This window comes from Paenibacillus sp. ALE3, from assembly GCF_054113405.1.
Genome location: NZ_CM134214.1, coordinates 1,859,296 through 1,880,742 on the forward strand (window position 1 = coordinate 1,859,296; position 21,447 = coordinate 1,880,742).

Annotated in this window: 22 protein-coding genes, 1 riboswitch and 1 other annotated feature; of the genes, 19 read left to right on the forward strand and 3 right to left on the reverse strand. The window is 46.4% G+C overall.

Annotated elements, in window-relative coordinates; translation table 11 throughout:
• The first annotated feature begins 68 nt into the window (after positions 1 to 68).
• The 10 genes from ACXHJ2_RS08290 to ytfJ all read left to right on the forward strand — a co-directional run bounded on the left by ACXHJ2_RS08290 (position 69) and on the right by ytfJ (position 9,540).
• Complete coding sequence (locus tag ACXHJ2_RS08290) at positions 69 to 1,082, forward strand: 2-oxoacid:acceptor oxidoreductase family protein (RefSeq protein WP_013371729.1); 1,014 nt, start codon at positions 69 to 71, stop codon at positions 1,080 to 1,082.
• A complete protein-coding gene (locus tag ACXHJ2_RS08295) occupies positions 1,082 to 3,370 on the forward strand; it encodes a thiamine pyrophosphate-dependent enzyme (protein ID WP_165082319.1) in 2,289 nt (762 codons plus the stop codon). Before ACXHJ2_RS08290 ends, ACXHJ2_RS08295 begins: the two co-directional genes overlap by 1 nt.
• Before the next feature lie 220 nt (positions 3,371 to 3,590).
• Positions 3,591 to 4,058, forward strand: a complete 468-nt coding sequence (locus tag ACXHJ2_RS08300; protein WP_165082321.1) for an IDEAL domain-containing protein — start codon at positions 3,591 to 3,593, stop codon at positions 4,056 to 4,058.
• A 68-nt stretch (positions 4,059 to 4,126) separates the two neighbouring features.
• Positions 4,127 to 4,299, forward strand: a riboswitch (FMN riboswitch).
• 330 nt (positions 4,300 to 4,629) lie between these two features.
• The gene (gene ribE / locus ACXHJ2_RS08305; protein WP_165082323.1) at positions 4,630 to 5,295 is read left to right on the forward strand and encodes a riboflavin synthase; all 666 of its coding nucleotides are present in this window, start codon (positions 4,630 to 4,632) and stop codon (positions 5,293 to 5,295) included.
• Between the two features lie 74 nt (positions 5,296 to 5,369).
• Complete coding sequence (ribB, locus tag ACXHJ2_RS08310) at positions 5,370 to 6,053, forward strand: 3,4-dihydroxy-2-butanone-4-phosphate synthase (RefSeq protein WP_185156524.1); 684 nt, start codon at positions 5,370 to 5,372, stop codon at positions 6,051 to 6,053.
• Positions 6,054 to 6,083: 30 nt separating this feature from the next.
• Positions 6,084 to 6,548, forward strand: coding sequence for a 6,7-dimethyl-8-ribityllumazine synthase (ribH, locus tag ACXHJ2_RS08315; RefSeq protein ID WP_013371724.1), 465 nt, complete (start codon positions 6,084 to 6,086; stop codon positions 6,546 to 6,548).
• Between the two features lie 173 nt (positions 6,549 to 6,721).
• Positions 6,722 to 7,516 (forward strand): segregation and condensation protein A, encoded by a 795-nt coding sequence (locus ACXHJ2_RS08320; protein ID WP_040103467.1) that lies wholly within the window; start codon positions 6,722 to 6,724, stop codon positions 7,514 to 7,516.
• Complete coding sequence (gene scpB / locus ACXHJ2_RS08325; RefSeq protein ID WP_013371722.1) at positions 7,485 to 8,093, forward strand: SMC-Scp complex subunit ScpB; 609 nt, start codon at positions 7,485 to 7,487, stop codon at positions 8,091 to 8,093. The genes ACXHJ2_RS08320 and scpB overlap by 32 nt, the downstream gene beginning before the upstream one ends.
• Before the next feature lie 142 nt (positions 8,094 to 8,235).
• On the forward strand, positions 8,236 to 8,949 hold the full coding sequence (locus ACXHJ2_RS08330) for a DUF2953 domain-containing protein (protein WP_013371721.1): 714 nt from the start codon (positions 8,236 to 8,238) through the stop codon (positions 8,947 to 8,949).
• A gap of 99 nt (positions 8,950 to 9,048) precedes the next feature.
• A complete protein-coding gene (ytfJ, locus tag ACXHJ2_RS08335; RefSeq protein WP_013371720.1) occupies positions 9,049 to 9,540 on the forward strand; it encodes a GerW family sporulation protein in 492 nt (163 codons plus the stop codon).
• Positions 9,541 to 9,631: 91 nt separating this feature from the next.
• On the opposite strand, the gene ACXHJ2_RS08340 is transcribed toward ytfJ, so the two are convergent.
• Positions 9,632 to 10,354: a hypothetical protein gene (locus tag ACXHJ2_RS08340; protein ID WP_040103469.1), complete on the reverse strand. Its 723-nt coding sequence runs from the start codon at positions 10,352 to 10,354 to the stop codon at positions 9,632 to 9,634.
• A gap of 210 nt (positions 10,355 to 10,564) precedes the next feature.
• On the opposite strand from ACXHJ2_RS08340, the gene ACXHJ2_RS08345 reads away from it, so the two are divergent.
• From ACXHJ2_RS08345 to ACXHJ2_RS08370, 6 genes are all read left to right on the forward strand, one after another.
• Entirely contained in the window at positions 10,565 to 11,827 is a 1,263-nt protein-coding gene (locus ACXHJ2_RS08345; protein ID WP_165082325.1) for a D-alanyl-D-alanine carboxypeptidase family protein, read from the forward strand.
• Between the two features lie 63 nt (positions 11,828 to 11,890).
• Positions 11,891 to 12,634, forward strand: coding sequence for a nucleoside recognition domain-containing protein (locus tag ACXHJ2_RS08350; protein ID WP_013371716.1), 744 nt, complete (start codon positions 11,891 to 11,893; stop codon positions 12,632 to 12,634).
• A 7-nt stretch (positions 12,635 to 12,641) separates the two neighbouring features.
• Entirely contained in the window at positions 12,642 to 13,172 is a 531-nt protein-coding gene (locus ACXHJ2_RS08355; protein WP_014599983.1) for a spore maturation protein, read from the forward strand.
• Between the two features lie 78 nt (positions 13,173 to 13,250).
• A complete protein-coding gene (locus ACXHJ2_RS08360) occupies positions 13,251 to 14,009 on the forward strand; it encodes a pseudouridine synthase (protein ID WP_013371714.1) in 759 nt (252 codons plus the stop codon).
• 109 nt (positions 14,010 to 14,118) lie between these two features.
• Entirely contained in the window at positions 14,119 to 14,835 is a 717-nt protein-coding gene (locus ACXHJ2_RS08365) for a response regulator transcription factor (RefSeq protein ID WP_013371713.1), read from the forward strand.
• A gap of 1 nt (position 14,836) precedes the next feature.
• Entirely contained in the window at positions 14,837 to 16,291 is a 1,455-nt protein-coding gene (locus ACXHJ2_RS08370; protein WP_058711107.1) for a HAMP domain-containing sensor histidine kinase, read from the forward strand.
• Positions 16,292 to 16,495: 204 nt separating this feature from the next.
• On the opposite strand, the gene serA is transcribed toward ACXHJ2_RS08370, so the two are convergent.
• Positions 16,496 to 18,088 carry a phosphoglycerate dehydrogenase gene (gene serA / locus ACXHJ2_RS08375; protein ID WP_013371711.1) on the reverse strand — a complete coding sequence of 531 codons (1,593 nt, stop codon included), beginning with the start codon at positions 18,086 to 18,088 and terminating at the stop codon, positions 16,496 to 16,498.
• A gap of 261 nt (positions 18,089 to 18,349) precedes the next feature.
• Positions 18,350 to 18,600 (reverse strand) — a binding site (T-box leader).
• Between the two features lie 186 nt (positions 18,601 to 18,786).
• Between serA and ACXHJ2_RS08380 the strand changes: the two genes are divergently transcribed.
• Both ACXHJ2_RS08380 and ACXHJ2_RS08385 read left to right on the forward strand, forming a co-directional pair.
• Positions 18,787 to 19,374 carry a type II CAAX endopeptidase family protein gene (locus tag ACXHJ2_RS08380; protein WP_165082327.1) on the forward strand — a complete coding sequence of 196 codons (588 nt, stop codon included), beginning with the start codon at positions 18,787 to 18,789 and terminating at the stop codon, positions 19,372 to 19,374.
• The gene (locus tag ACXHJ2_RS08385; protein WP_165082329.1) at positions 19,371 to 19,712 is read left to right on the forward strand and encodes a hypothetical protein; all 342 of its coding nucleotides are present in this window, start codon (positions 19,371 to 19,373) and stop codon (positions 19,710 to 19,712) included. Before ACXHJ2_RS08380 ends, ACXHJ2_RS08385 begins: the two co-directional genes overlap by 4 nt.
• 159 nt (positions 19,713 to 19,871) lie before the next feature.
• On the opposite strand, the gene ACXHJ2_RS08390 is transcribed toward ACXHJ2_RS08385, so the two are convergent.
• On the reverse strand, positions 19,872 to 20,798 hold the full coding sequence (locus ACXHJ2_RS08390) for a polysaccharide deacetylase family protein (RefSeq protein WP_165082331.1): 927 nt from the start codon (positions 20,796 to 20,798) through the stop codon (positions 19,872 to 19,874).
• A 93-nt stretch (positions 20,799 to 20,891) separates the two neighbouring features.
• On the opposite strand from ACXHJ2_RS08390, the gene ACXHJ2_RS08395 reads away from it, so the two are divergent.
• Positions 20,892 to 21,269 (forward strand): hypothetical protein, encoded by a 378-nt coding sequence (locus tag ACXHJ2_RS08395; protein WP_058711102.1) that lies wholly within the window; start codon positions 20,892 to 20,894, stop codon positions 21,267 to 21,269.
• Positions 21,270 to 21,447: the final 178 nt, after the last annotated feature.

Consider the following 21,447-nt stretch of genomic DNA (forward strand, 5'->3'; position numbering starts at 1 on the left):
CATTTTCCATTTATTTTATATGAGTATTCAAGCTCAGTAAGAGTTGGAAAAGAAGGGGGCTTATCACATTGTCTATTTTAACGCGCACAAATCGACTCGGATTTTTTGAAATCCGGCTGGAATCCATTGGTGGACTCGGCGCAAATCTGGCTGGCAAAATGTTGGCCGAAACCGGGGTACTTGGTCTGGGACTGAATGCTTCAAATTTCTCATCCTACGGTTCGGAAAAGAAGGGATCTCCAGTTAAAAGCTTTGTTCGCTTCTGTGAGCCGGAGGTGGATATTCGCGATCACAGTCCGATCGAGCAACCGCATGTGGTAGGCATTTTCCATGAAACGTTATACAAAACGGTAAATGTAATCAGCGGCCTGCCAGCAGATGGGATTGTAGTGGTAAATTCCACACGTCCGGCAGAAGAAATACGGGCTGATTTGGGACTGGTATCCGGTACATTAGCAGTGGTGGATGCGATGGGTATCGCACTGGAAGAGCGGACCAAACTAAATACGTCCATGCTAGGTGCCTTGTTCCGTGTCTGTGATTTCCTGGACCCGGAAGCAATGAGATCGGTTATTCGCAGTACTTTTGAAAAGAAAAATCCACAATTAGTGGAACCTAATCTGCGTACGTTTAATCGTGGTTTTGAAGAAATGCAACTACATGTATATCCGGTTACTGCTGACGCGCAGGATCGGGTTTTTGAACGTCCGCAGCCTTTGCTAGGGTACGAAACTCAATTGCTGGGGGGCGTTATTGCAACTCAGGGCAACAGCATGACGAAAGATGTTAGTGGTTCACGTCAGGGTTACGTACCTGAGTATGAAGCTGATAAATGTACTCATTGTGCCAAGTGTGATTCGATTTGCCCGGATTACTGCTTTGTATGGGAAGAGCAAGCAGACAAACGCGGAAGAATGATGCCGTTTTTGCAAGGGATTGATTACCAGTATTGCAAAGGGTGTCTGAAGTGTGTAGATATTTGCCCGTCAGGGGCATTAAGCTCGCGTCGCGAACAATGGGGCTGGGCGGAGCAGAATCGCGTTGCCCACCAATTTCCAGTATATGAAGGAGGGCGTGCGTAATGGCAAAGCTGGAGGAAGAACTCAAACAGACGGGCGCCGCACAAGTGACAACATTCGAATCCGGTAATGAAATGGCAGCTACAGCGGCTGCGCAGATCAATTATCATATGATGGGATATTTCCCGATTACGCCGTCGACTGAGGTAGCACAGTATCTGGATCAAATGAAAACGCGTGGTCAGCATAATATTAAGCTGGTTGCAGCAGATGGAGAACACGGATCGGCAGGGATTTGTTATGGAGCTGCGGCGGCCGGAGCACGGGTTGTCAATGCCACCAGTTCGCAAGGTTTCCTGTACATGCTGGAGCAGTTGCCTGTCCAGTCGGGTACCCGTTTTCCTATGGTTATGAATCTGGTGACAAGAGCTGTCAGTGGTCCCTTGGATATTCGGGGGGATCATTCGGACCTGTATTACGGTTTGAATACAGGCTGGGTCATTTTGACGGCAAGTACGCCACAGGCTGTGTATGATATGAACATTATGGCCCTGAAAATTGCAGAGCATAGCGATGTACGGTTGCCTGTAATGGTCGCATACGACGGTTTTTATACGTCCCATCAAAAACGTAAAGTGCAATATTTTGCCGATGCAGAGACCGTGCGCGATTTTGTAGGCCCCAACCCGAACCTAAATTATCCGAATATTACGGATTTTGATCATCCTGTCACTGTGGGTGCGCATATGAACGGCGATGATCTGACGAATAATCACGTTCAACTGTCCGAAGCGTTGAAGCTTTCAGAAGGAGTATATGAGCAGGTAGCAGCAGAATATGCCGCTTTATCCGGTCGGGAATATCCGATTTTGGATCTGTATCATATGGAGGATGCTGAGGTTGCGGTATTTTTGCTGAATTCGGCGGCTGAATCGGCCAAGGATGTGGCAGATCAACTCCGCACGCGCGGCATTAAAGCCGGTGTGATTCGTCCGAATATCATCCGGCCATTCCCAGCTGCACAACTGCGGGAGGCGTTGCGCCATGTCAAGGCGCTGTTGGTGGGTGAACGTGCAGATTCGTACGGGTCAGATGGTGGTAATTTGACGCATGAAATCAAGGCGGCGTTACAAGAGGACCCACTGAACCAAACCATCGTGATAAGCCGTATCTTTGGCTTGGGTGGTAAGGACTTTTATGCGGAAGATGCAGAGGCCTTCTTCCAGCTTGCGATTCAGGCGGCAGAGGCTGGACGCGCGGAGAAGCCTTTTGATTATTACGGGGTTAATCCAGGCTCTCCAGACAAGGTGATGCCGCAAGTCATGCAGCCACCACGTGGCAATGCATACCGTACGGGGCTGATTCAGGTTACGCCGGACGAGGCGACTGGGAAGCTCAAAGTCAAGGTACCACCTCTGCGTTCGTTGACAACCAAACCACGCCGTCTTACACCAGGGCATGGGGCTTGTCCTGGTTGTGGAGCCTTGTCTGCGCTTGAGCTATTTTTTAAAGGAATTGAAGGCGATATTGTCGTACTATTCCAGACTGGCTGCGTTTATGTGGTGACGACAGGGTATCCATATACATCACACAAGCAACCGATGATCCACAATCTTTTTCAAAACGGAGCCGCTACCCTTTCAGGTGCGCTGGAAGCTTACATGGAGATGAAGCGACGTAATGAAATTGAGATATCCGATGATCCAACCTTTATCATGATCAGTGGTGACGGCGGGATGGATATCGGTATGGGTTCTGCAATTGGTGCGGCTCTGCGTAACCATAAACTGATTATGCTGGAATATGACAACGAGGGGTACATGAATACAGGTTCGCAGCAATCGTACTCCACTCCAATGGGGCATATGACCAGTACATCGGGTGTAGGGAAAATGCAAAAAGGGAAGCAAGGGCATCATAAGGATACCGTACAAATCATGGCCGCCTGTAACATCCCGTATGCTTTTACCGCAGCCGAAAGCCATCCGCAGGATATGCTGCGCAAAGCGGCCAAGGCTCAATGGTATGCCAACAACGTGGGTACGGCATATGGTAAAATTCTGTGTGCCTGCCCGCTCAACTGGAAATCCGAAGACAGACTGGGTACTAGCATCGTAGGCGCCGCAGTTGAGTCTTGCTTCTTTCCTTTGTACGAAATCGAACAGGGAAGCACGACGATTACGTACAATCCGGAAGACAAGGGAAAACGGATTCCAGCCTCAGAATGGCTGAAATTAATGGGTAAAACGAAGCATCTTCTCAAAGAGGAAGCAACGCTGGCTACCTTTGAGCAGGAGATTGAGCGTCGCTGGACTATCCTGAAAAAGAAACATGAAATTTCGGAGTTATAATTCTGTTTTTTTGCATAATAATCGTGTAACATTGTTAGCCGCTGTTTCGGCACCAGTTCTATTGAGATTCCTTGCGCTTGCTGCGCAAGGAATCTTTTTTTGCGTTTATGGGTTGAAGCATAAAAAAACAGGTAATGATTTCCGATATAGGAGTGGAGGCCTATAGAAGGCATGTTATAAAGTTTTCTTTTGAATTTTAAGATGCAATGAGGTGCAGGTAATGATTAAGCTGAATACAGTTGAAATAATTGAAATTATAAAGAAGCAAATCCCCAAGATTATGAATATCACGCCAGTGGAACTCAAGTTTACGGATGATTTTGGCCGGGCATCGCTGGCGGCAACTGAACACAAATTCACGCTGACGAACCAGCATTATTCTGCCAAGGTGATGGATTGCGTGTTAGAAACACAAGTGCGCCCTATTTTAATGTGTGAAATTATTTATTTTTTAAAATGCGAGTTTATTGATGGGCATGTGGATGTACGACTGGATTATGAAGCATGTTCTGAGGGAGAGCGAGGACCTGTCGCTTCGGCCGTTATTACCTTTGACCATGATACACAGCTTGGAGTCGACGAACTGGCCGATCTGATTGATCTGGCACTTCATATGAATGATAAAGCCTGGTTTGAAGAACTCTCCAGCCAATATGTCAAAACCAAAGCAGGAGCTTCTATTAGATAACTTGCTTTTTTTTGAAGTCGGTGCTAATATACGTAACAAGTTTAATGTTAATTCAATTAAATAAGAGCAAGATCCTTCGGGGCGGGGCGAAATTCCCCACCGGCGGTGATGACATGTTTGTGAATCGCTTCTGCGAACACAGCATGGCTTAGTCCGTGACCCGGATGCTGAACAATCAGCAGAAGGTGGACCTGGTGTAATTCCGGGACCGACAGTATAGTCTGGATGGGAGAAGGATACGAAGCGCATGTGCATGACGTGGCATGTGCCAATTTTTAGCATACGTAAAAATGCGTACGGCTTATTTCGTTGTAGGACAGTATCGGACGACAGCTTTGATTAAGCTTTCTTTTTGATAACGTTCTGAGCGTAATTGCTGTATCTTCGATCATGCTTTCTTTTGGCAAACCTATGATTTCATGTCATTTTAAGACATACATGAACTGCGCTTGTATACTACATATGTGACTCTCATCACCCCCATGACGGATTGAATCCCGACTGGGGGTTATTTGCGCTTACAGCAGATGAATTAGGGATAAACTGAAATGTAGTGGAAAGGAGTGAAAGCATGTTTACCGGATTGGTCGAGGAAGTGGGTCGCATTCAAAGTATTTCCAAAAGCGGTGAAGCGATGGTGCTGGGGATTTCGGGTTCTGTGGTATTGGGCGATTTGAAAATCGGCGATAGTGTCTCGGTAAATGGTGTTTGCCTGACGGCAATACAGATTGGTACTAAAGATTTTAAGGTTGATGTGATGCCAGAGACTTTTCGCAGCAGTAATCTAAGGGAACTCAGATCCGGCAGCCGAGTCAATCTAGAGCGGGCGATGGCGGCGAATGGAAGGTTCGGAGGACATATCGTACAGGGACATGTGGACGGGACGGGTACGATTCGCGGAGTAACATCAGACCAGAATGCAGTTGTGTTCGAAGTTGAGCCTTCTGATCAAGCATTATTTAAATATGTTCTCATCAAAGGGTCAATTACAATTGATGGTATCAGCCTCACAGTCGCGCAGCGGAAGAGAGATAGCTTTGCCGTATCTATTATCCCCCATACCTTAGCCGAAACAGCCTTACAAGCCAAACGTGAGGGAGACACTGTGAATATTGAATGCGACATATTGGGCAAATATGTGGAGCAGCTTTTACATTACAGAGGTTCAGTACCGATGGAGAGAGCAGATCAAGCTCCTCTTAGTTTGGACTATTTGGCGAAACACGGCTTTGCTTGATACAGCCTGATACAGAATGATAGAAAATTTGGTTCAGGAGCATTCGTGACATAAGACATAAGGAGGAGAGGGTTATGGATAGAGGCATCCAAACAAGTGCGACGACAAATATCATGGAGCAGGGCGAGTTGCACTATGACGAAGAGATTCGATTGGATTCCATCGAAGAAGCATTGGAGGATTTAAAGAACGGCAAAGTCGTTATTGTAGTGGATGATGAACAGCGGGAAAATGAAGGCGACTTTATCGCTTTGGCTGAGAAAGCATCGCCTGAGGTCATCAACTTCATGATTACAGAAGGTCGCGGGTTGGTCTGCGTGCCGATCACACAGCACAGAGCCGAGGCATTGGAATTGCATCCTATGGTAGAGCAAAACACAGATTTTCACGGTACCGCCTTTACGGTATCGGTAGATCATATGAAGACAACAACGGGGATTTCAGCGGCCGAGCGCTCTTTGACTGTTCGCGCCTTAGCCGACGAAGCAATCACGGGCAGCGATTTCCGCAAACCTGGTCACATGTTCCCGCTAATTGCTCGCGATGGTGGGGTCTTGCAACGCGCTGGTCATACTGAAGCGGCTGTCGACCTGGCCCGACTCAGCGGCTTCAAGCCCGTCGGGGTCATTTGCGAAATTATAAAGGAAGATGGCTCAATGGCCCGCTTGCCTGATTTGGCCGTGATCGCCAAGCGACATCAACTGAAGCTGATTAGCATTCAACATTTAATTGAATACCGTCGTCGTTTGTCATTGTAAAAAATTCAAAAAAAAGAGAGGTTGATAAGCATGGCACGTTTTCTGGAAGGTAATCTTGTATCAAGTGGTTTAAAGTATGGTATTGTGGTGGGCAGATTTAATGAGTTTATTACAAGCAAACTGTTAAGTGGTGCGCTTGACGCACTTCAACGACATGGTGCACAGGAAGATGAAATTGATGTAGCATGGGTGCCGGGAGCATTTGAAATCTCACTTATTGCACAAAAAATGGCTGCAAGCGGAAAATATGATGCCGTCATTACGCTTGGCACGGTTATCCGTGGCTCTACTTCACACTATGATATCGTCTGCAATGAAGTGGCCAAGGGTGTGGCGGCAAGCAGTCTGAAAACGGGTGTACCCATTATTTTTGGTGTAGTGACTACGGAAAATATTGAGCAGGCTATTGAACGAGCAGGTACGAAGGCTGGTAATAAAGGTTGGGATTCTGCGCTGGCTGCGATTGAAATGGCCAATCTCGGTAAGCAGTTCTAATGATATAAATGGCTGAAAGAACGGCATAAACTGCAAAGTGGAAAAGGGATTGGATTGTTAAGCAAGGCGATGACGTATATACTACAGAAAGAGGGATTGATAACGTAGAGCATAAGTGCTAATGGGGAAAGGTATTGTTGAATGATGATTGGAGTAAGGCAGGGGGAAGCACATTGACAGTCGTAAATTACAAGCTGGAAACATTCGAGGGTCCGCTGGATCTACTGTTGCATCTGATTGATAAAGCCGAGATCGACATTCAGGATATCCCGATTAGCGATATTACTGATCAGTACATGGCTTTTTTGCACAGTATGCAGGAGCTGGAACTGGACATTACAAGCGAGTTTCTAGTGATGGCGGCGACGCTCTTATCCATTAAGAGTAAATTGTTGCTTCCCAAGCCACCTGTGATGGAATATGACGATTTGGATTATTATGAAGAAGAGGACTATGATCCACGCGAGGAACTGGTTCGCAAGCTGGTGGAGTATCGCAAATACAAAGGGATTGCTCGCCACTTGAGTGAACGTGAGTGGGAACGGAGTCTGATTTATGGCAAGGAGCCGGAAGATTTGAGCGCATTCTTGCCAACCGAACCCGCGAATCCGGTGCATGGGCTGCATGCAAGTGATTTGGTCGCGGCCTTTCAGCGTGCATTGCGCAAAGCTGAACGACGTACGACGGTAACCCGTGTTCATCGGGACGAAATTTCAGTCAAGGACCGTATCCGGCAAGTTATCGGGGCGTTAGAGATGGTGGGGACTGGAGGACGGCTGCTGTTCTCCAAGCTGATGCATGAGGACATGTATCGGCATGAGGTGGTTGTAACCTTTTTGGCTATCCTTGAATTGATGAAAATGAAGCAAATCTTCTGTTATCAGGAGAAGCTTTTCGATGATATTGTAATGGAGTGGAGAGGGGATTTACGGGTTAATGGATTATCTGAAGCTGAAATCAATTATTGAGGGGCTGCTGTTTCTTGCGGGAGAGGAAGGGTTGTCCACCAAGCAGATCGCCGACATTGTAGAGCAGCAGCAAGAGCTGGTTGAAAAGTGTCTGGAGGATATGAAACAGGACATGGAGCAGGGAGGAAGAGGCCTGCAGCTTGTCCGTATTGCTGGTCATTATCAGCTTGCAACCTTATCCGAACATGCACCCTATTTTGAAAAGCTCGCCTACTCTCCGGCACGTGCCTCACTGTCTCAAGCTGCTTTGGAGACACTGGCTATTGTGGCCTATCGCCAGCCCATTACAAGAGTTGAAATCGAAGAAATTCGGGGAGTCAAATCCGAGCGGGCCATACATACACTGGTCAACAAGGAGCTCATTGAAGAGAAAGGTCGAGCTGAAGCCATCGGACGACCAATATTGTATGGAACGACGAAATCATTCTTGGATTATTTCGGTCTAGGCTCTCTCGAAGATCTACCGCAACCGGAGCAGTTCGAGGATTCAGACAATTTGGAAGAAGAGACACAGCTATTGTTCGAGCGTCTGGAGAGCAGCCAGCCTGCGGAGAACGATTCGGATCTGGAATCCTAAGTTCATAAAATTTAAAAGACAGCCAGTCCTTACGTTGTTGAGGGCTGGCTGTTTGGCATTTTAAGATGCATGATTTTCCGCCGAAGGGTCATACTATTTTTGCCATGATATTCTATAGCAAAAGGGTAGGGAGGACTCGCCAGTGTGGAAATGGATCAGTATCGCCACCATCATCGTTATATTCATCGTACTGGCTATTCTGCTCTCTCGTATTCGATTGAAGCTGGAAATTGCCAAGCATGACAATGATGATCGGGCGCATCTAGAGATCAGAATTCTATACGGGTTGGTCAAAATGGATTACGATATTCCAGCCATTCTCATAACAGGTTTGAAAAAAGGGCTTCTCTATCGGCTTGACCGCAATAAAAACATACATAAAACGGATGCTTCTGTGGATAGCGGAAATATTGATATCGAAAAAATCAAGCAATTTATACATGATATACGGGTTTTGCTCAAGGGAACACAATCTTTACAGCGATGGCTGCGACATACATTGGCCCATGTAACAGTGTCCAAAATGGAGTGGTCTACCAATATTAGTCTGGCTGACGCAGCTTATACAGCGACCTCAACTGGTATGTTATGGGGGCTAAAAACGACCTTGATCGGTTTTGCTTCCAGCATTGTGCGCATGGACTGTACCCCAAAGGTGTTTGTTGTGCCTTATTGGGTGGACCGACTACGTTTTACTACCATCTTGAACTGTGAAGCAAAAATATCGCTCGGTTATTTAATCTTTTCCATGCTCAGATTAGCTTTCCGCATATGGCGTGTTCCGGGAGGACCAGAGGCATGGAAGCGGGTTATTTCCAAAAATCCTGAGAATCAACAAGCCAGCAGTGAGGAATAAACAGTGTAGAGGATTGACATACATATTTCCCTGAACCTTTGCGCACAATAGCTAAAGAAAAGCAGTCTACGCTTGAGATAAGCAGAGGAGGAATAAAACATGTCAGATCATCCGATTCAAGGGCTCATGCAAACCGCGATGGAGAACATCAAGGCCATGGTGGACGTGAATACGATTGTGGGAGACGCGGTGGAAACACCCGATGGTTCCGTTATTTTGCCAATCAGTAAGGTAGGATTTGGGTTCGCAGCCGGGGGAAGTGATTTTAACGTAGATGAAGAGGCGCTCCATACTTCCTCAGCATCCGGTAATCATAGTGGGAAGGAAGTACATCCTTTTGGTGGCGGTAGCGGTGGTGGTGTATCTATTCATCCCATTGCCTTTCTAGTTGTCGGCAAACAGGGAGCACAAATCGTTCCGCTGGACAATCAAACGCATCTGTTTGAGAAAATCATCGACTCCACACCATACCTGATCGATAAGGTTCAGTCTATCTTCCAGAATTCAGGCAGCAACATGCAGACTCCACCTCCACAGGTACCTGCAAATGCTAATACTGACCAAAGTCAATCTGGACCGGCTTACTTGTAAAAGTTATTGAAATTAAAAGTGTGCTCTCAAGAAGGTATCCCCAAGCCGAGCGTGGCCTAGGAATACCTTCTTTTTAGTATCAACTCGGCCTCTATTCCTGAATATACTGCCTTCCACCAATGACAGCATGTATACAGTGACTGAATTCTTGGTAATAAAATGTATTCACTGATAGTTCATTTTTTCGGTTTTCTTCGGGTGCGAACTGGGATAGGTAAACGAAGTCAGGGTAGATCACTTCATTCGTCATATAAGCAGATACCGTGGCATCCGGGCGACGATGTCGATTAAGAGAATCAATAATACCTTGAGCCGGCAAGATGCCAATCCCATGGCCATAGAAAGAATCTTCCTTCAGTTTGACGACATTTTCTCCCTTCCATTCCAATGCATCGGACGACACATCTGGATTGTTAAAATACAGAATGTCCCCAGGAACCGCTTTATGGCTGCCTTGCTGTTGTATAAGCCTGAGATCACTGTCATAGTGCCAATCATACAACAGCATATCTGCAAAAATCTGATTAAACTCACTTTCTAGAATGGAATCCAGTACTCCTTTGTACAACACAATAACCATTGCTGTTGCACATTCAAAAGCGTATTGTTGACCGTTTATAAAGATATCTCTGATCCCTTGCGCCGGAGTGACACCTGCTTTGATCCGAAAACCGCCTTTTTCCGTTAACTCCCAAAATTGTGGGTTGCAACGCGCGGTAGCAAAAGTGGCGAAGGATACACCACTTTGATGCAATGCTTGTGCGGACTCTACAATCCGCGATCTTAAAATCATTTCAAACTGTAATCGCTGCATGTTGTAACCCCCGGATTCATATTTAACGTTTAGTAACTAATATTATATGTGTTCAGGAGTGCAAGTTGCTTGGTTAACATAGAAAGAAAGCAAAAGAGGAGCGGCTAATGACTGTCCTGTACAAGGAATTTTCTGTTATAAAGCTGGACATACTTTGAACAGCTTGGACATAGAATGGTACAAGACTTGCTCAAAACCGGAGGAATCCAAATGTTTAAAAAAAAACAACATATCCATGCGGACCACAGCCATTTTAAGAATAAGGCACGCGCATTTGTTTTGCCGCTAGCGCTTATGCTTGTTTTGTCATTGCCGCTTACATTGCTGAGTCCACAGCCTGTTCTGGGAGCGGTGACAACAGAAGCAACACCGCCCGCGTTAGGAACTCATGCACAGGCTGCTTCTTTAATTGATGTCACATCAGGACGGATCATATATTCAGCCGAAGGTGACCGGGAGCTCCGAATAGCTAGCCTAACCAAAATTATGACTGCGATTGTAGCCATTGAACATGGACGCTTGCAGGACCGAGTAAAAGTGAGTTCAACGGCGTATGCCAAAGAAGGATCATCGCTTTTTTTGCAGATGGGTGAACAAATGACGCTGGAAAATATGCTGTATGGCTTAATGCTCCGTTCTGGTAATGATGCAGCTTCTGCCATTGCCGAGCATGTGGGTGGAACAGAAGAGGGATTTGTCCATTTAATGAATGACAAGGCGGTTCAGCTTGGGCTAAACCATACACATTTTGCTAATCCTCATGGGCTGGATGCCGACGGACATTATTCCTCAGCCAACGATATGGCCCGGCTCACCGCTTATGCGCTGCATAATCCAACTTTTGCCCGTATCGTAAAAACAGAACTGAAAAAAGCACCGAACCCCAACGATTCCTGGGACTACTCATGGCATAATAAAAACAAAATGCTGCGGCTGTATGAGGGAGCTGACGGTGTAAAAACAGGCTATACTAAAAAAGCGTTTCGCTGTCTGGTCAGCTCGGCCACACGCGAGGGGCGTCAGCTGGCTGCTGTTACCTTGAATGACGGGGACGATTGGAATGATCATGCCCGTATGCTTGATTACGGCTTCCGCTATTATCCCCTCATTCCGATTACGGACAAGCAGCAGCCTATTGAGGGTTACCCCCTCTTGACAGGTGCGAGTTTTTCTTATCCTTTACATGAGGGTGAGAAGACTCAATTGCACAAAAGACTGGTATTGTTTAAAAATTCCGCTTCGGCAGATAGAGCTGACGTGTCTTTTGGTTTACGAGGACGGATCGAATTTTTACTGGAAGGTAAATTGATCGGTTCCGTTCCTGTATATGAAAAAGGTAGTAAGCTGCCTGCTCAAACTACTGTGCAGCCACAGCAGGAGGCTCCGACTGCACAAGTTCCTGCAAACCATACTCAACAACGAGGTTGGACGAGCAAATGGAATGAAATTCTTGAAAATCTGTTCGGAGCATAAGGCAAGTAGGCTTGATGTTATAAAGCTGCGGTGTCACATCATTGGGAAAAGGGGGAATCAGTCATGATTCATCTCATATGGGTGGCTTTGATTTGTATAGGATTTGTATTTGCAGCCGCACAGGGGAATATAGAGGTGGTGACGAAGGCAGCTTTTGACGGGGCAACTACGGGTGTTACAGTATGCTTTGGACTGATAAGTGTGCTGGTATTCTGGATGGGTATGATGCGGCTGGCTGAAGACGGTGGGCTCTTACAGAAAATATCTAAGCTGCTTTCTCCTTTGGTCGCCTTTCTCTTTCCTGATGTTCCTCGTAATCATCCCGCTATGGGCTACATTTTGTCCAATATGAGCGCCAATCTGCTCGGACTGGGGAATGCAGCAACGCCCATGGGGATCAAAGCGATGCAAGAGTTACAAACACTCAATCCTGATAAGCAAACTGCTACACCTGCCATGTGTACGCTACTCGCGCTGAATACAGCCAGCATTACGCTTATTCCTACTACGTTGATCGCCATTCGGCTAAATTTTCATTCCGCACACCCAGCAGAAATCGTCGGAACGACACTGGTGGCGACCGCAATAGCCACCTTTGCTGCCATTGCGGCGGATCGTTGGTATCGTAGTCGAGAATTGCGCCGCCGTCCTCCAGCGAATCCGCCATCCCAGACCTCCTTGGCGCCACGTACCTCGCAAGCACCAACATCTGTGGCTTCTTCACATGTACCGCCCATATCTTCACCTGCCGTGCCGCGAACAGGAATCACAGCTACCAAGGGCAGGGACACCACTTGGAAAGGATGAGGGAGGCATGCTGAATTTTATTAACCTCGTATCGACTTGGGCCATCCCGGTTATTCTTGCTTTTATTCCTTTATATGCATATGCCAAAAAGGTCCCTGTCTACGATTCTTTTGTAGATGGAGCCAAAGACGGCTTTTCTACCGCCATCAGCATTATTCCTCATCTTGTAGGCATGATGGTGGCGATTAGCATTTTTCGAGCATCCGGCGCTTTGGACTATGTAATATCCTGGGTAACCCCGTGGATTAAAAACTGGGGCGTACCTGGCGAGGTGCTGCCTTTAGGCTTGCTCCGTCCATTGACGGGCACTGGTTCACTTGCGTTCACGACGGATCTAATTCGCACTTATGGTCCCGATTCCATGATCGGTCGGATTGCTTCAACGATTCAGGGCAGCACAGATACGACGCTGTATGTATTAACTGTATATTTTGGTGCGGTAGGTATCCGCAATGGACGATATGCCTTGAAGGTGGGACTATTTTCAGATGTGGTTGGTTTTGTGGCGGCTATTGCCATTTGTTTGCTTGTATTTTGAATTTTGCATCGTTTTTTGAACGGGGGTTGTGATTTTGCTCATGGATGGGTATCATTAGCATGAGGTGAATTAGCGAACATGGAAAGATTGCAGAAAATATTGGCCCAAGCCGGTGTAGCTTCCAGACGTAAATGTGAGGAGCTTATTCAGGCGGGCAGTGTGGAAGTAAACGGGGTTACCGTAACTGAGCTGGGAACGAAAGCAGACCCTGATCAAGATATGATTACAGTAAAGGGACGCCCGATCAAAACTGAGAAAAAAATCTATTTGATGATGAACAAACCCAAAGGGGTCATTACAAGCGCTTCCGATCCGGAAGGTCGCAAAATTGTGTCTGACTATCTGAAAGGCGTCAAGGAACGCGTATATCCGGTCGGACGTCTTGATTACGACACCGAAGGGCTGCTGTTGCTTACCAATGACGGAGAGTTCGCCAATCTGCTCACCCATCCCAAGCATCATGTGCCAAAGACGTATGTGGCTACAGTCAAAGGCGTTCCGCACGGTACTGAGCTGGACAAGCTGAAAAAAGGAATCGTGCTGGAGGATGGCATTACTGCACCGGCCGAGGTAGAATATAAGGATGTAGATCCGGACGGTAAGGAATCTGTGATTCAGATTACCATTTATGAAGGCAGAAATCGCCAGGTAAGACGGATGTTTGAGGCCATTTCGCACCCAGTCATCAGACTCAAGCGGATTGCTTTTGGGGATCTATTGCTGCAAAACTTGAAGCGTGGTCTCACCAGACCCCTAACCAAGGACGAAATCAACCGTCTCATTCAACTTGCCAAATCAGACAACACGAAAAAGAAACGGACAGGACGGGGGTCATAACCCCGGCCTTTTTGGCGTAAAGAGACTATTGGATGAGAGTAAAGTTTGACCAAGCACGGGAAAATAGTAAAATAGAGAGAATGCTTTTTTTAGCGAAGGGGCTGGGAATATGTCAGAACAAAGCAACCGCATATTAATTGTAGATGATGAAGAACGCATTCGCCGCCTTCTGCGGATGTATCTAGAAAAAGAAGGATACGAGATTGAAGAAGCTGAGGATGGCGAGATTGCTCTCCAAAAAGCGACTGCAAGCGATTACAGTATTATTTTGCTCGATGTGATGCTTCCGGGTATGGACGGGATTGAAGTGTGTACACGGCTGCGCCAAACCAAATCTACACCTGTGATTATGCTGACAGCCAAAGGCGAGGAAGTGAACCGCGTGCAAGGCTTCGAAGTCGGAGCTGATGATTACGTGGTCAAGCCCTTCAGCCCGCGAGAGGTCATTTATCGGGTAAAGGCAATTTTACGACGGTCGTCGGAGACTGCTTTTTTAACGAAAGAGGCTGTGCCAAGCAATAGTATTGTTTTTCCAAATCTTATTATTGAGCATGATGCACACCGGGTAACTGCAGGCGGAATTGAAATCAGTCTAACGCCTAAAGAGTACGAGCTGTTGCATTATTTGGCGGTGTCGCCAGATAAAGTCTTCTCACGCGAAGAACTGCTGAAAGATGTTTGGAATTACGAATTTTTTGGTGATCTACGCACCGTGGACACGCATGTGAAACGGCTTCGTGAAAAGCTGAATAAGGTATCGCCAGAGGCAGCGGCTATGATTACGACCGTATGGGGCGTAGGTTATAAGCTGGAGGTTCCAAAATAACGTGAACTTCTGGAGATCGCTGGTAGGCAAGCTGTGGATCACCATCATTTGTCTTGTAGGTTCTGTGCTTATTTTTCTGGGGCTTTTTTTATTGCCGTACATCAACAGAAATTTTGCAGCACATGAATCGACGGAGATCAAGCATTTATTCACCTATACATGTATTGTCGGATTTTTATTGACGACCTTTTTTGCTCTATTTCTTTTTACTAAAATCACACAGCCTATGCAGCTGTTGATTCAGGCGGCGAATGCCATCCGTGAGGGAAGGTATGATACTCGGCTTTCGCTGGTGACCAGCGATGAAATTGGAGAGCTGGCGAAAACTTTTAACCATATGTCTACGGAACTGGAAGCGACGATCCGCAGTCTGAATGAGGAGAAAAACCACTTATCCAGTGTGCTGCGAAGTATGTCTGATGCCGTATTTACCTTCGACAGAAGTGGACAAATCATCTTGACGAATCCGCCTGCACAAAGTTTGCTGGATATTTGGGAAAAGCTGGAGTGGCAGGGGCGTGATCTGGAGGAATTCGGAGCTTCTGTGCCTGAGCCTTTGCTGCCTTTGTTCCATACGGTTATGGACAGAGGCGAGGATGTCGGAGACTACATCCATGTCAAGAAAGGCTCGTGGTCAGTGCAAATGGCGCCGCTGTATACAGATAACGCTATTCGTGGTGCAGTAGCTGTACTTAGAGATATTACGGAAGAAGTAAAACTTGAGAAGATGCGTAGCGATTTTGTAGCCAACGTATCCCATGAAATCCGTACACCCTTATCTATGATGCAGGGATACAGTGAGGCTTTGCTGGACGGCATGGCGGGTTCACCGGAAGAGTCTGAGGAGCTAGTACAGGTTATCCATGATGAATCATTGCGTATGGGAAGATTAGTCAAGGATCTGCTGGATCTGGCCCGAATGGAGGCAGGTCATACAGACATGTACCGTCAGGAAGTGGATGTGAATGAACTGATCGAGCGTGTTCACCGGAAATTTACGGTTCGTTCCAAGGAACGGGGACTGACACTCGATTATTATGAGTCAGATCAACACTTGCTGTTGCCTGAGGCAGATGAAGACCGACTGGAGCAGGTGTTGACCAATTTGCTGGATAATGCGTTCAGACATACACCCTCTGGGAAAAAAGTTACCATTGCGGCGGATCAAATTCGGGGAGAACGGAATGAGTTAATCCGCATTCGTATTAAAGATGAAGGTGTGGGCATTGCCAGTGAGGACCTACCTTATATTTTTGACCGCTTCTACAAGGCAGACAAGGCTAGAGTACGTGGTGAGGACAAAGGGACTGGGCTGGGGCTTGCCATTGTTAGAAACATCGTAGAGGCTCACGGAGGCTCTGTCTCAGCTGCTAGCGTACTGGGAGAAGGGACGGAATTTACTATTTTGCTGCCAATCTCCATCAAAACAAGACAGGGCTCTGTAACAAGCTTATAACGACGGCTCATATGTCCCAGTTTGCAGGCATCCTCGGAAGAGGGTGCTTTTTGTTGAAAAATCAACATTTATCTTGTTCAACGTGGAACATTCAGTTTCAAGATGGATGCTTCTATGTTAGATAAGGGTATAAGAAAAGGCGCCTCGGTAGCCGGGCGCCTCTCTTTATAAATAAAACCAAGGAAGTTTTCACACTGACTGGAACTAATCCAGCACTACTTCTTGGGCAGTATTCAGTTCTGGCAAGCCTACGAGTTGAATCAGCACGTCTTTAGGCACAGCTTTGTCAACGGTCAGGATCATGATAGCTTCACCGCCAACAATTTTACGACCTACTTGCATAGAAGCGATGTTGACGCTGTTCTCCCCAAGCAAGGTGCCGACACGGCCGATAATGCCGGGTTTATCATTGTGTGAGATGAGCAGGAAATGAGCCTCCGGTGCCACATCTACTGGGAACTGGTTCAACCGAACAATACGTTCACCATAGCCTGCGAGCAGGGTGCCGGAAACACGTTGTTCTTCACCGCTTTGCGTTTTGAGCGTAACGGTGATCAGATTGGTAAAGCCCTTGGTGGCAGGCGCCTGAGAGACGATGAGATGAACGTCACGTGTTTTGGCAAGATGCACAGAGTTTACGATGTTCACATCGCTGCCCAGATGACGGCTAAGTACGCCTTTCAAAATATAACGTGTGAGCGGCTGTGTATCCACAGAAGACAAATCGCCAGCGTAATCCACCTGGATTTCACGTACAGCCTGGTTGGTGATCTGAGCGGCAAAGCTGCCCAGCTTCTCTCCGAGTGAGAAATATGGCTGCAATTGCGTCATGACATTGGATGGTACTGGAGGCATGTTGACCGCATTTTTAAACGGCTCATCCCGTAAAATATGCAGCACCTGCTCAGACACGTCGATCGCCACGTTCTCCTGAGCTTCGACAGTCGATGCACCCAGATGTGGTGTAACGATAATTTTTGGATGGCTCAGGAACGGATGATCCTGTGCTGGTGGTTCCGACTCGAATACGTCAAAGGCTGCACCGGCAACGATACCTTCATCAATAGCTTCAACAAGTGCCATTTCATCGATAACTCCGCCTCGGGCACAGTTGATGATGCGCATTCCTTTCTTCATCACTTCAAACTGCGGGCGTGCGATCATATGCTTGGTTTCTGGTGTTAATGGCGTGTGTACGGTCATGAAATCTGCGTTGCGGATAATTTCGTCCACGCTGGCTAGCTTGATGCCCAGCTTCTCAGCGCGTTCTTCAGTCAGAAACGGATCATAACCGAGGATGCTCATGCCAAATGCTTTGGCGCGTTTAGCTACCTCACTGCCGATACGTCCCATGCCGAGGACTCCAAGTGTTTTGTTACGCAGTTCGACACCGAGGAATGTTTTACGATCCCATGTACCACCGATGGTTTTAGCGTAAGCCTGTGGAATATGGCGAGCCAGTGCCATCATCATGGCAAAAGTGTGCTCACATGTCGTAATTGTATTGCCGTCAGGAGCATTAATAACGATAATCCCGCGTTGTGTTGCTGCTTCAAGGTCGATGTTGTCCACTCCGACCCCAGCACGTCCGACAACCTTGAGGTTTTTACCTGCCGCCATGATGCGTTCGGTTACCCGGGTTTGACTTCGGACGAGTAATGCGTCATAGTCACCAATAATTTGAACCAATTCATCCTCGCTGAGACCTGTGTTCTTGTCCACCGTGACATCGTCTGCATCCATCAGCTGCTGAATGCCCAGGTCACTGATTGGATCGGATACTAACACTTTAAACATTTGGTTTCCTCCTCAAAGTTAACTTCTTTTATGGACAGGATGTACTTCAAACTGAAATACATTCCATAAAGAACATGAAAAAACTTGAAATGCTTCTAAAAAGTACAGGAGAGCGGTCGAAACACTAGTGTGATAACGCATTGACGCAGAAAAGGAATAAAATAGTATTTTGCACCAAACTGACAACCAAAGGCCTTATGCGGAGTCGCTTTATGGTTTTCGGGCATCAAAAAAACTCCCGAATCACATACTATCTCCATAGTAAGGGACGAGAGTTATCGTGGTACCACCCTAATTCGCAGCCATTTCGCAATGGACTGCCTTCAGCGGTCATATAATGACCGAAAGGATAACGGTTTTCTGCCGATTGCATCTAATGTCGGAAAATGATTCCCTAGACCTCGATGCAATAACTCAGGAGCGCTGAAAGTAGTTACTTCGCCACCGGCTTCCACCCAAGCACCGGTTCTCTGAGGACGAAATCAATACCTTTTCTCCATCATTGTTGTTGTCGCTAATAATTTTTTCATAATGTATCATGGCTTACATGGGCATGTCAATAGGACATGCGACATGTGTGGATAGACGACTAGATACATAGCTACAGAATGCGGAAAAATTAAGATTTAAGTCTTCTTGAATCCGCCCGACTTTTTGGCTATGATGCTAAAGAAGACTAAGCAGAGGACTAACTAACTATGAAAAAGCTTAAAGTGAAATGGAAAAGAGCGCAAATTCATCAATTGAACGACCGCTTGCTGCTTTACAATTTGTATCTAACTCAGGGTCTGACCCTGCTGATTGGCGTAATCTGGATTATATTTCAGAAAAGAAATGTGTTTGAACTGTTTGCATTGCCCAACACTGTACACGTCTTATGGTGGGGATTGGGACTGGCGGCCGCTATGCTATTAGTGGATCTGCTGCTATCTCGGATCATGCCTGAGGATGCCATGGATGACGGTGGTATTAATCAAATGCTGTTTCAAAATCGACCGGTTTGGCATATTATTTGTATAGCTGCTATCGTTTCCATCTGTGAGGAAATTTTGTTTAGAGGTGCGATTCAGTACAGTTTTGGTCCTTATTGGACAAGCATTTTGTTTGCGGTTATTCATATCCGATATTTACGGCATTGGATTCCCACGGGCTGGGTTTTCCTTAGCAGTTATGGATTGGGATATATATATGTGCAGACAGGCAGCCTGTGGGCACCAATCATTTGTCATTTTGTGATTGACCTTATATCTGGCTTAGCGTTACGTTTTCGGAGGTATGAAGAATGAATCAGGAACTTAGCAGAGTGCAGACCTATGGTAGCCGCCGAAATGGTCGCAAAGGCAAGGAGGAGGACAGGTCAAAGCCCAAACCGGTTCGCTCCCGTGCTTCACGGCCCATGCCAGAATTGGCTAACGTTGCCGCTGCACCAGAAGTTGCTGTGACAATGGAGGAAGACATTCCTGCCAGTGAGTACCGAACACGGACAGAAATGTTTCCGTCCCGCCGTATTCGGGTAAGTAAGTGGTTTTTAAATTTTTTGAGCACTCTTTTTGTGCTTATTACAGCAGCGTTACTATGGTGGGGAATTAAGGGTGCACCACCCATTAGTGAAATGCTGTGGTGATATAAAGGCATTGTGACAGCGTGCGTCTAGTACGTGCGTGCAACGTTACGCTAAAAAGGCTTTCATCTCCCACAAGTTATGTGGAGATGGAAGCCTTTTTACATTATTTATTTTTACGTCATCTACATTTGACCATACGAGGATATGCACAAGTGACTATTAACTGGCAGGAATCTCAATGCTTTGTGGATCGACAAATTGATAACCCTTCTGCTCAAGGCGCGTCAATAGACTGTCCAGTGCCTCCGCTGTCCATGGCAGTTCATGCATCAAAATATTGCTGCCAGGATGAAGTTGTTCTGTTACGTTTTTGAGAAGTGTCTCCGTTTTATGAGGTTGATTTTTTTTCATGGTCCAGTCCAGAGAACCTACGGACCATGTCATATACAAGAGCCCATTTTCCTTCGCCACCTTGCGACCTACGTCTCCACCAGCACCATGAGGCGGACGAAAGAATACGGGTGCTTGGCCTGTAGTATCTTTAACGATTTTTTGTACCGTTTCAATCTGTTTTTTGACCTCAGCCTCAGACTTGTTCTTGAGAACGATGTGGTCCCAGCTATGGTTGCCAATGGGCTGTCCGCGATCATGGATAAGCTTGAGCAAATCAGGATGTTCTTTTACACGATAACCGTTTACGAAGAAAATCGCCTTTGCCTTGTGCTTATCCAATGTATCTATGATTTTGTTAATCATGACGGCTTCCTTCGGACCATCATCAAAAGTCAGCAACACCACTTTTTTTTCGGCACCTTGTTGGTTAGGAATTACATTATAAGCTTTGTCCAAGTGATACATTTTGTTAGTGGTAACCGCAGTTGTCGAAACTGTAGTTCCGTTGCTCCCAACGGCGGTTTTGTCATTTTGTGTATTTGTTGTATTCACTGATTTTTGCTCATCACTGTCTGCTTGCTTACTGCTTCCTTTTGGGGAAGATATACTGCTCTGATCTTTGGCACTGTTACTTGAATCAGAAGTTACTGAATCCTGATGGTTATTGGAATCCGCAGATTCCGGCTTCGTCGCAGTGCAAGCACTAAGCAGCAGACATGCTGTTAGCAAAATGACTGCTGTTTTTGTACCCATTAATTCATCTCACCTTCCTATATTTATACCGTATGAGTTTGTCTCTGCTGACGAACACTATGCTTGATTCTACCACAAAGGGAGGTTCTAATTGTGAAAACATCTTCATTTTTCCTGGGAATCGTCTTGGGGGCTGTCGCAAGCTCTCTGATCTCTCGTAACCGCAATGGTTTGGGCTTATCCATGGACATGGGCGGAAAAAAAGGCGGAAATTTGGTGCAGAAAGCTCGTACAAAAATGATGGACGCCGCTTTTCCAGGCATGGGTGATATTGCGCTGAATACACAAGACACCCACAAGGATCATGATCATCGTTCACAAGCAGATAAAACCGTGCATAACGCCCAAACTGCCAAGAGCAAGGAAGAGAATATGAAGTTGATTAAAGAGTTTATTAGCACAAGTCCCGATGTTAAACGTGAGGTCGAGCAAATACTGAAAGAAACTCATACAGCCGTACCGGGATTGTAACCCGAAACCTCTATTCCGAATCATTTTGCGGCTTTTTTGTTAAAGCCGTTCAAATGATTCTTTTTTTTATCATTTTTATTCGTGCATTTACGATTATAAAATGATAACATGATTACATAGAACCATTTTCATCACAGGCATCATATTTGAATCATAATCTGCTAATAACACTCGGCTG

Coding starts and splice junctions, on each gene's coding strand:
- ACXHJ2_RS08295 (WP_165082319.1), top strand. CDS start 1,082: ATGGCAAAGCTGGAGGAAGAACTCAAACAGACGGGCGCCGCACAAGTG.
- ACXHJ2_RS08300 (WP_165082321.1), top strand. CDS start 3,591: ATGATTAAGCTGAATACAGTTGAAATAATTGAAATTATAAAGAAGCAA.
- ribE (WP_165082323.1), top strand. CDS start 4,630: ATGTTTACCGGATTGGTCGAGGAAGTGGGTCGCATTCAAAGTATTTCC.
- ribB (WP_185156524.1), top strand. CDS start 5,370: ATGGATAGAGGCATCCAAACAAGTGCGACGACAAATATCATGGAGCAG.
- ribH (WP_013371724.1), top strand. CDS start 6,084: ATGGCACGTTTTCTGGAAGGTAATCTTGTATCAAGTGGTTTAAAGTAT.
- scpB (WP_013371722.1), top strand. CDS start 7,485: ATGGATTATCTGAAGCTGAAATCAATTATTGAGGGGCTGCTGTTTCTT.
- ytfJ (WP_013371720.1), top strand. CDS start 9,049: ATGTCAGATCATCCGATTCAAGGGCTCATGCAAACCGCGATGGAGAAC.
- ACXHJ2_RS08340 (WP_040103469.1), bottom strand. CDS start 10,354: ATGCAGCGATTACAGTTTGAAATGATTTTAAGATCGCGGATTGTAGAG.
- ACXHJ2_RS08345 (WP_165082325.1), top strand. CDS start 10,565: ATGTTTAAAAAAAAACAACATATCCATGCGGACCACAGCCATTTTAAG.
- ACXHJ2_RS08350 (WP_013371716.1), top strand. CDS start 11,891: ATGATTCATCTCATATGGGTGGCTTTGATTTGTATAGGATTTGTATTT.
- ACXHJ2_RS08355 (WP_014599983.1), top strand. CDS start 12,642: ATGCTGAATTTTATTAACCTCGTATCGACTTGGGCCATCCCGGTTATT.
- ACXHJ2_RS08360 (WP_013371714.1), top strand. CDS start 13,251: ATGGAAAGATTGCAGAAAATATTGGCCCAAGCCGGTGTAGCTTCCAGA.
- ACXHJ2_RS08365 (WP_013371713.1), top strand. CDS start 14,119: ATGTCAGAACAAAGCAACCGCATATTAATTGTAGATGATGAAGAACGC.
- serA (WP_013371711.1), bottom strand. CDS start 18,088: ATGTTTAAAGTGTTAGTATCCGATCCAATCAGTGACCTGGGCATTCAG.
- ACXHJ2_RS08380 (WP_165082327.1), top strand. CDS start 18,787: ATGAAAAAGCTTAAAGTGAAATGGAAAAGAGCGCAAATTCATCAATTG.
- ACXHJ2_RS08385 (WP_165082329.1), top strand. CDS start 19,371: ATGAATCAGGAACTTAGCAGAGTGCAGACCTATGGTAGCCGCCGAAAT.
- ACXHJ2_RS08390 (WP_165082331.1), bottom strand. CDS start 20,798: ATGGGTACAAAAACAGCAGTCATTTTGCTAACAGCATGTCTGCTGCTT.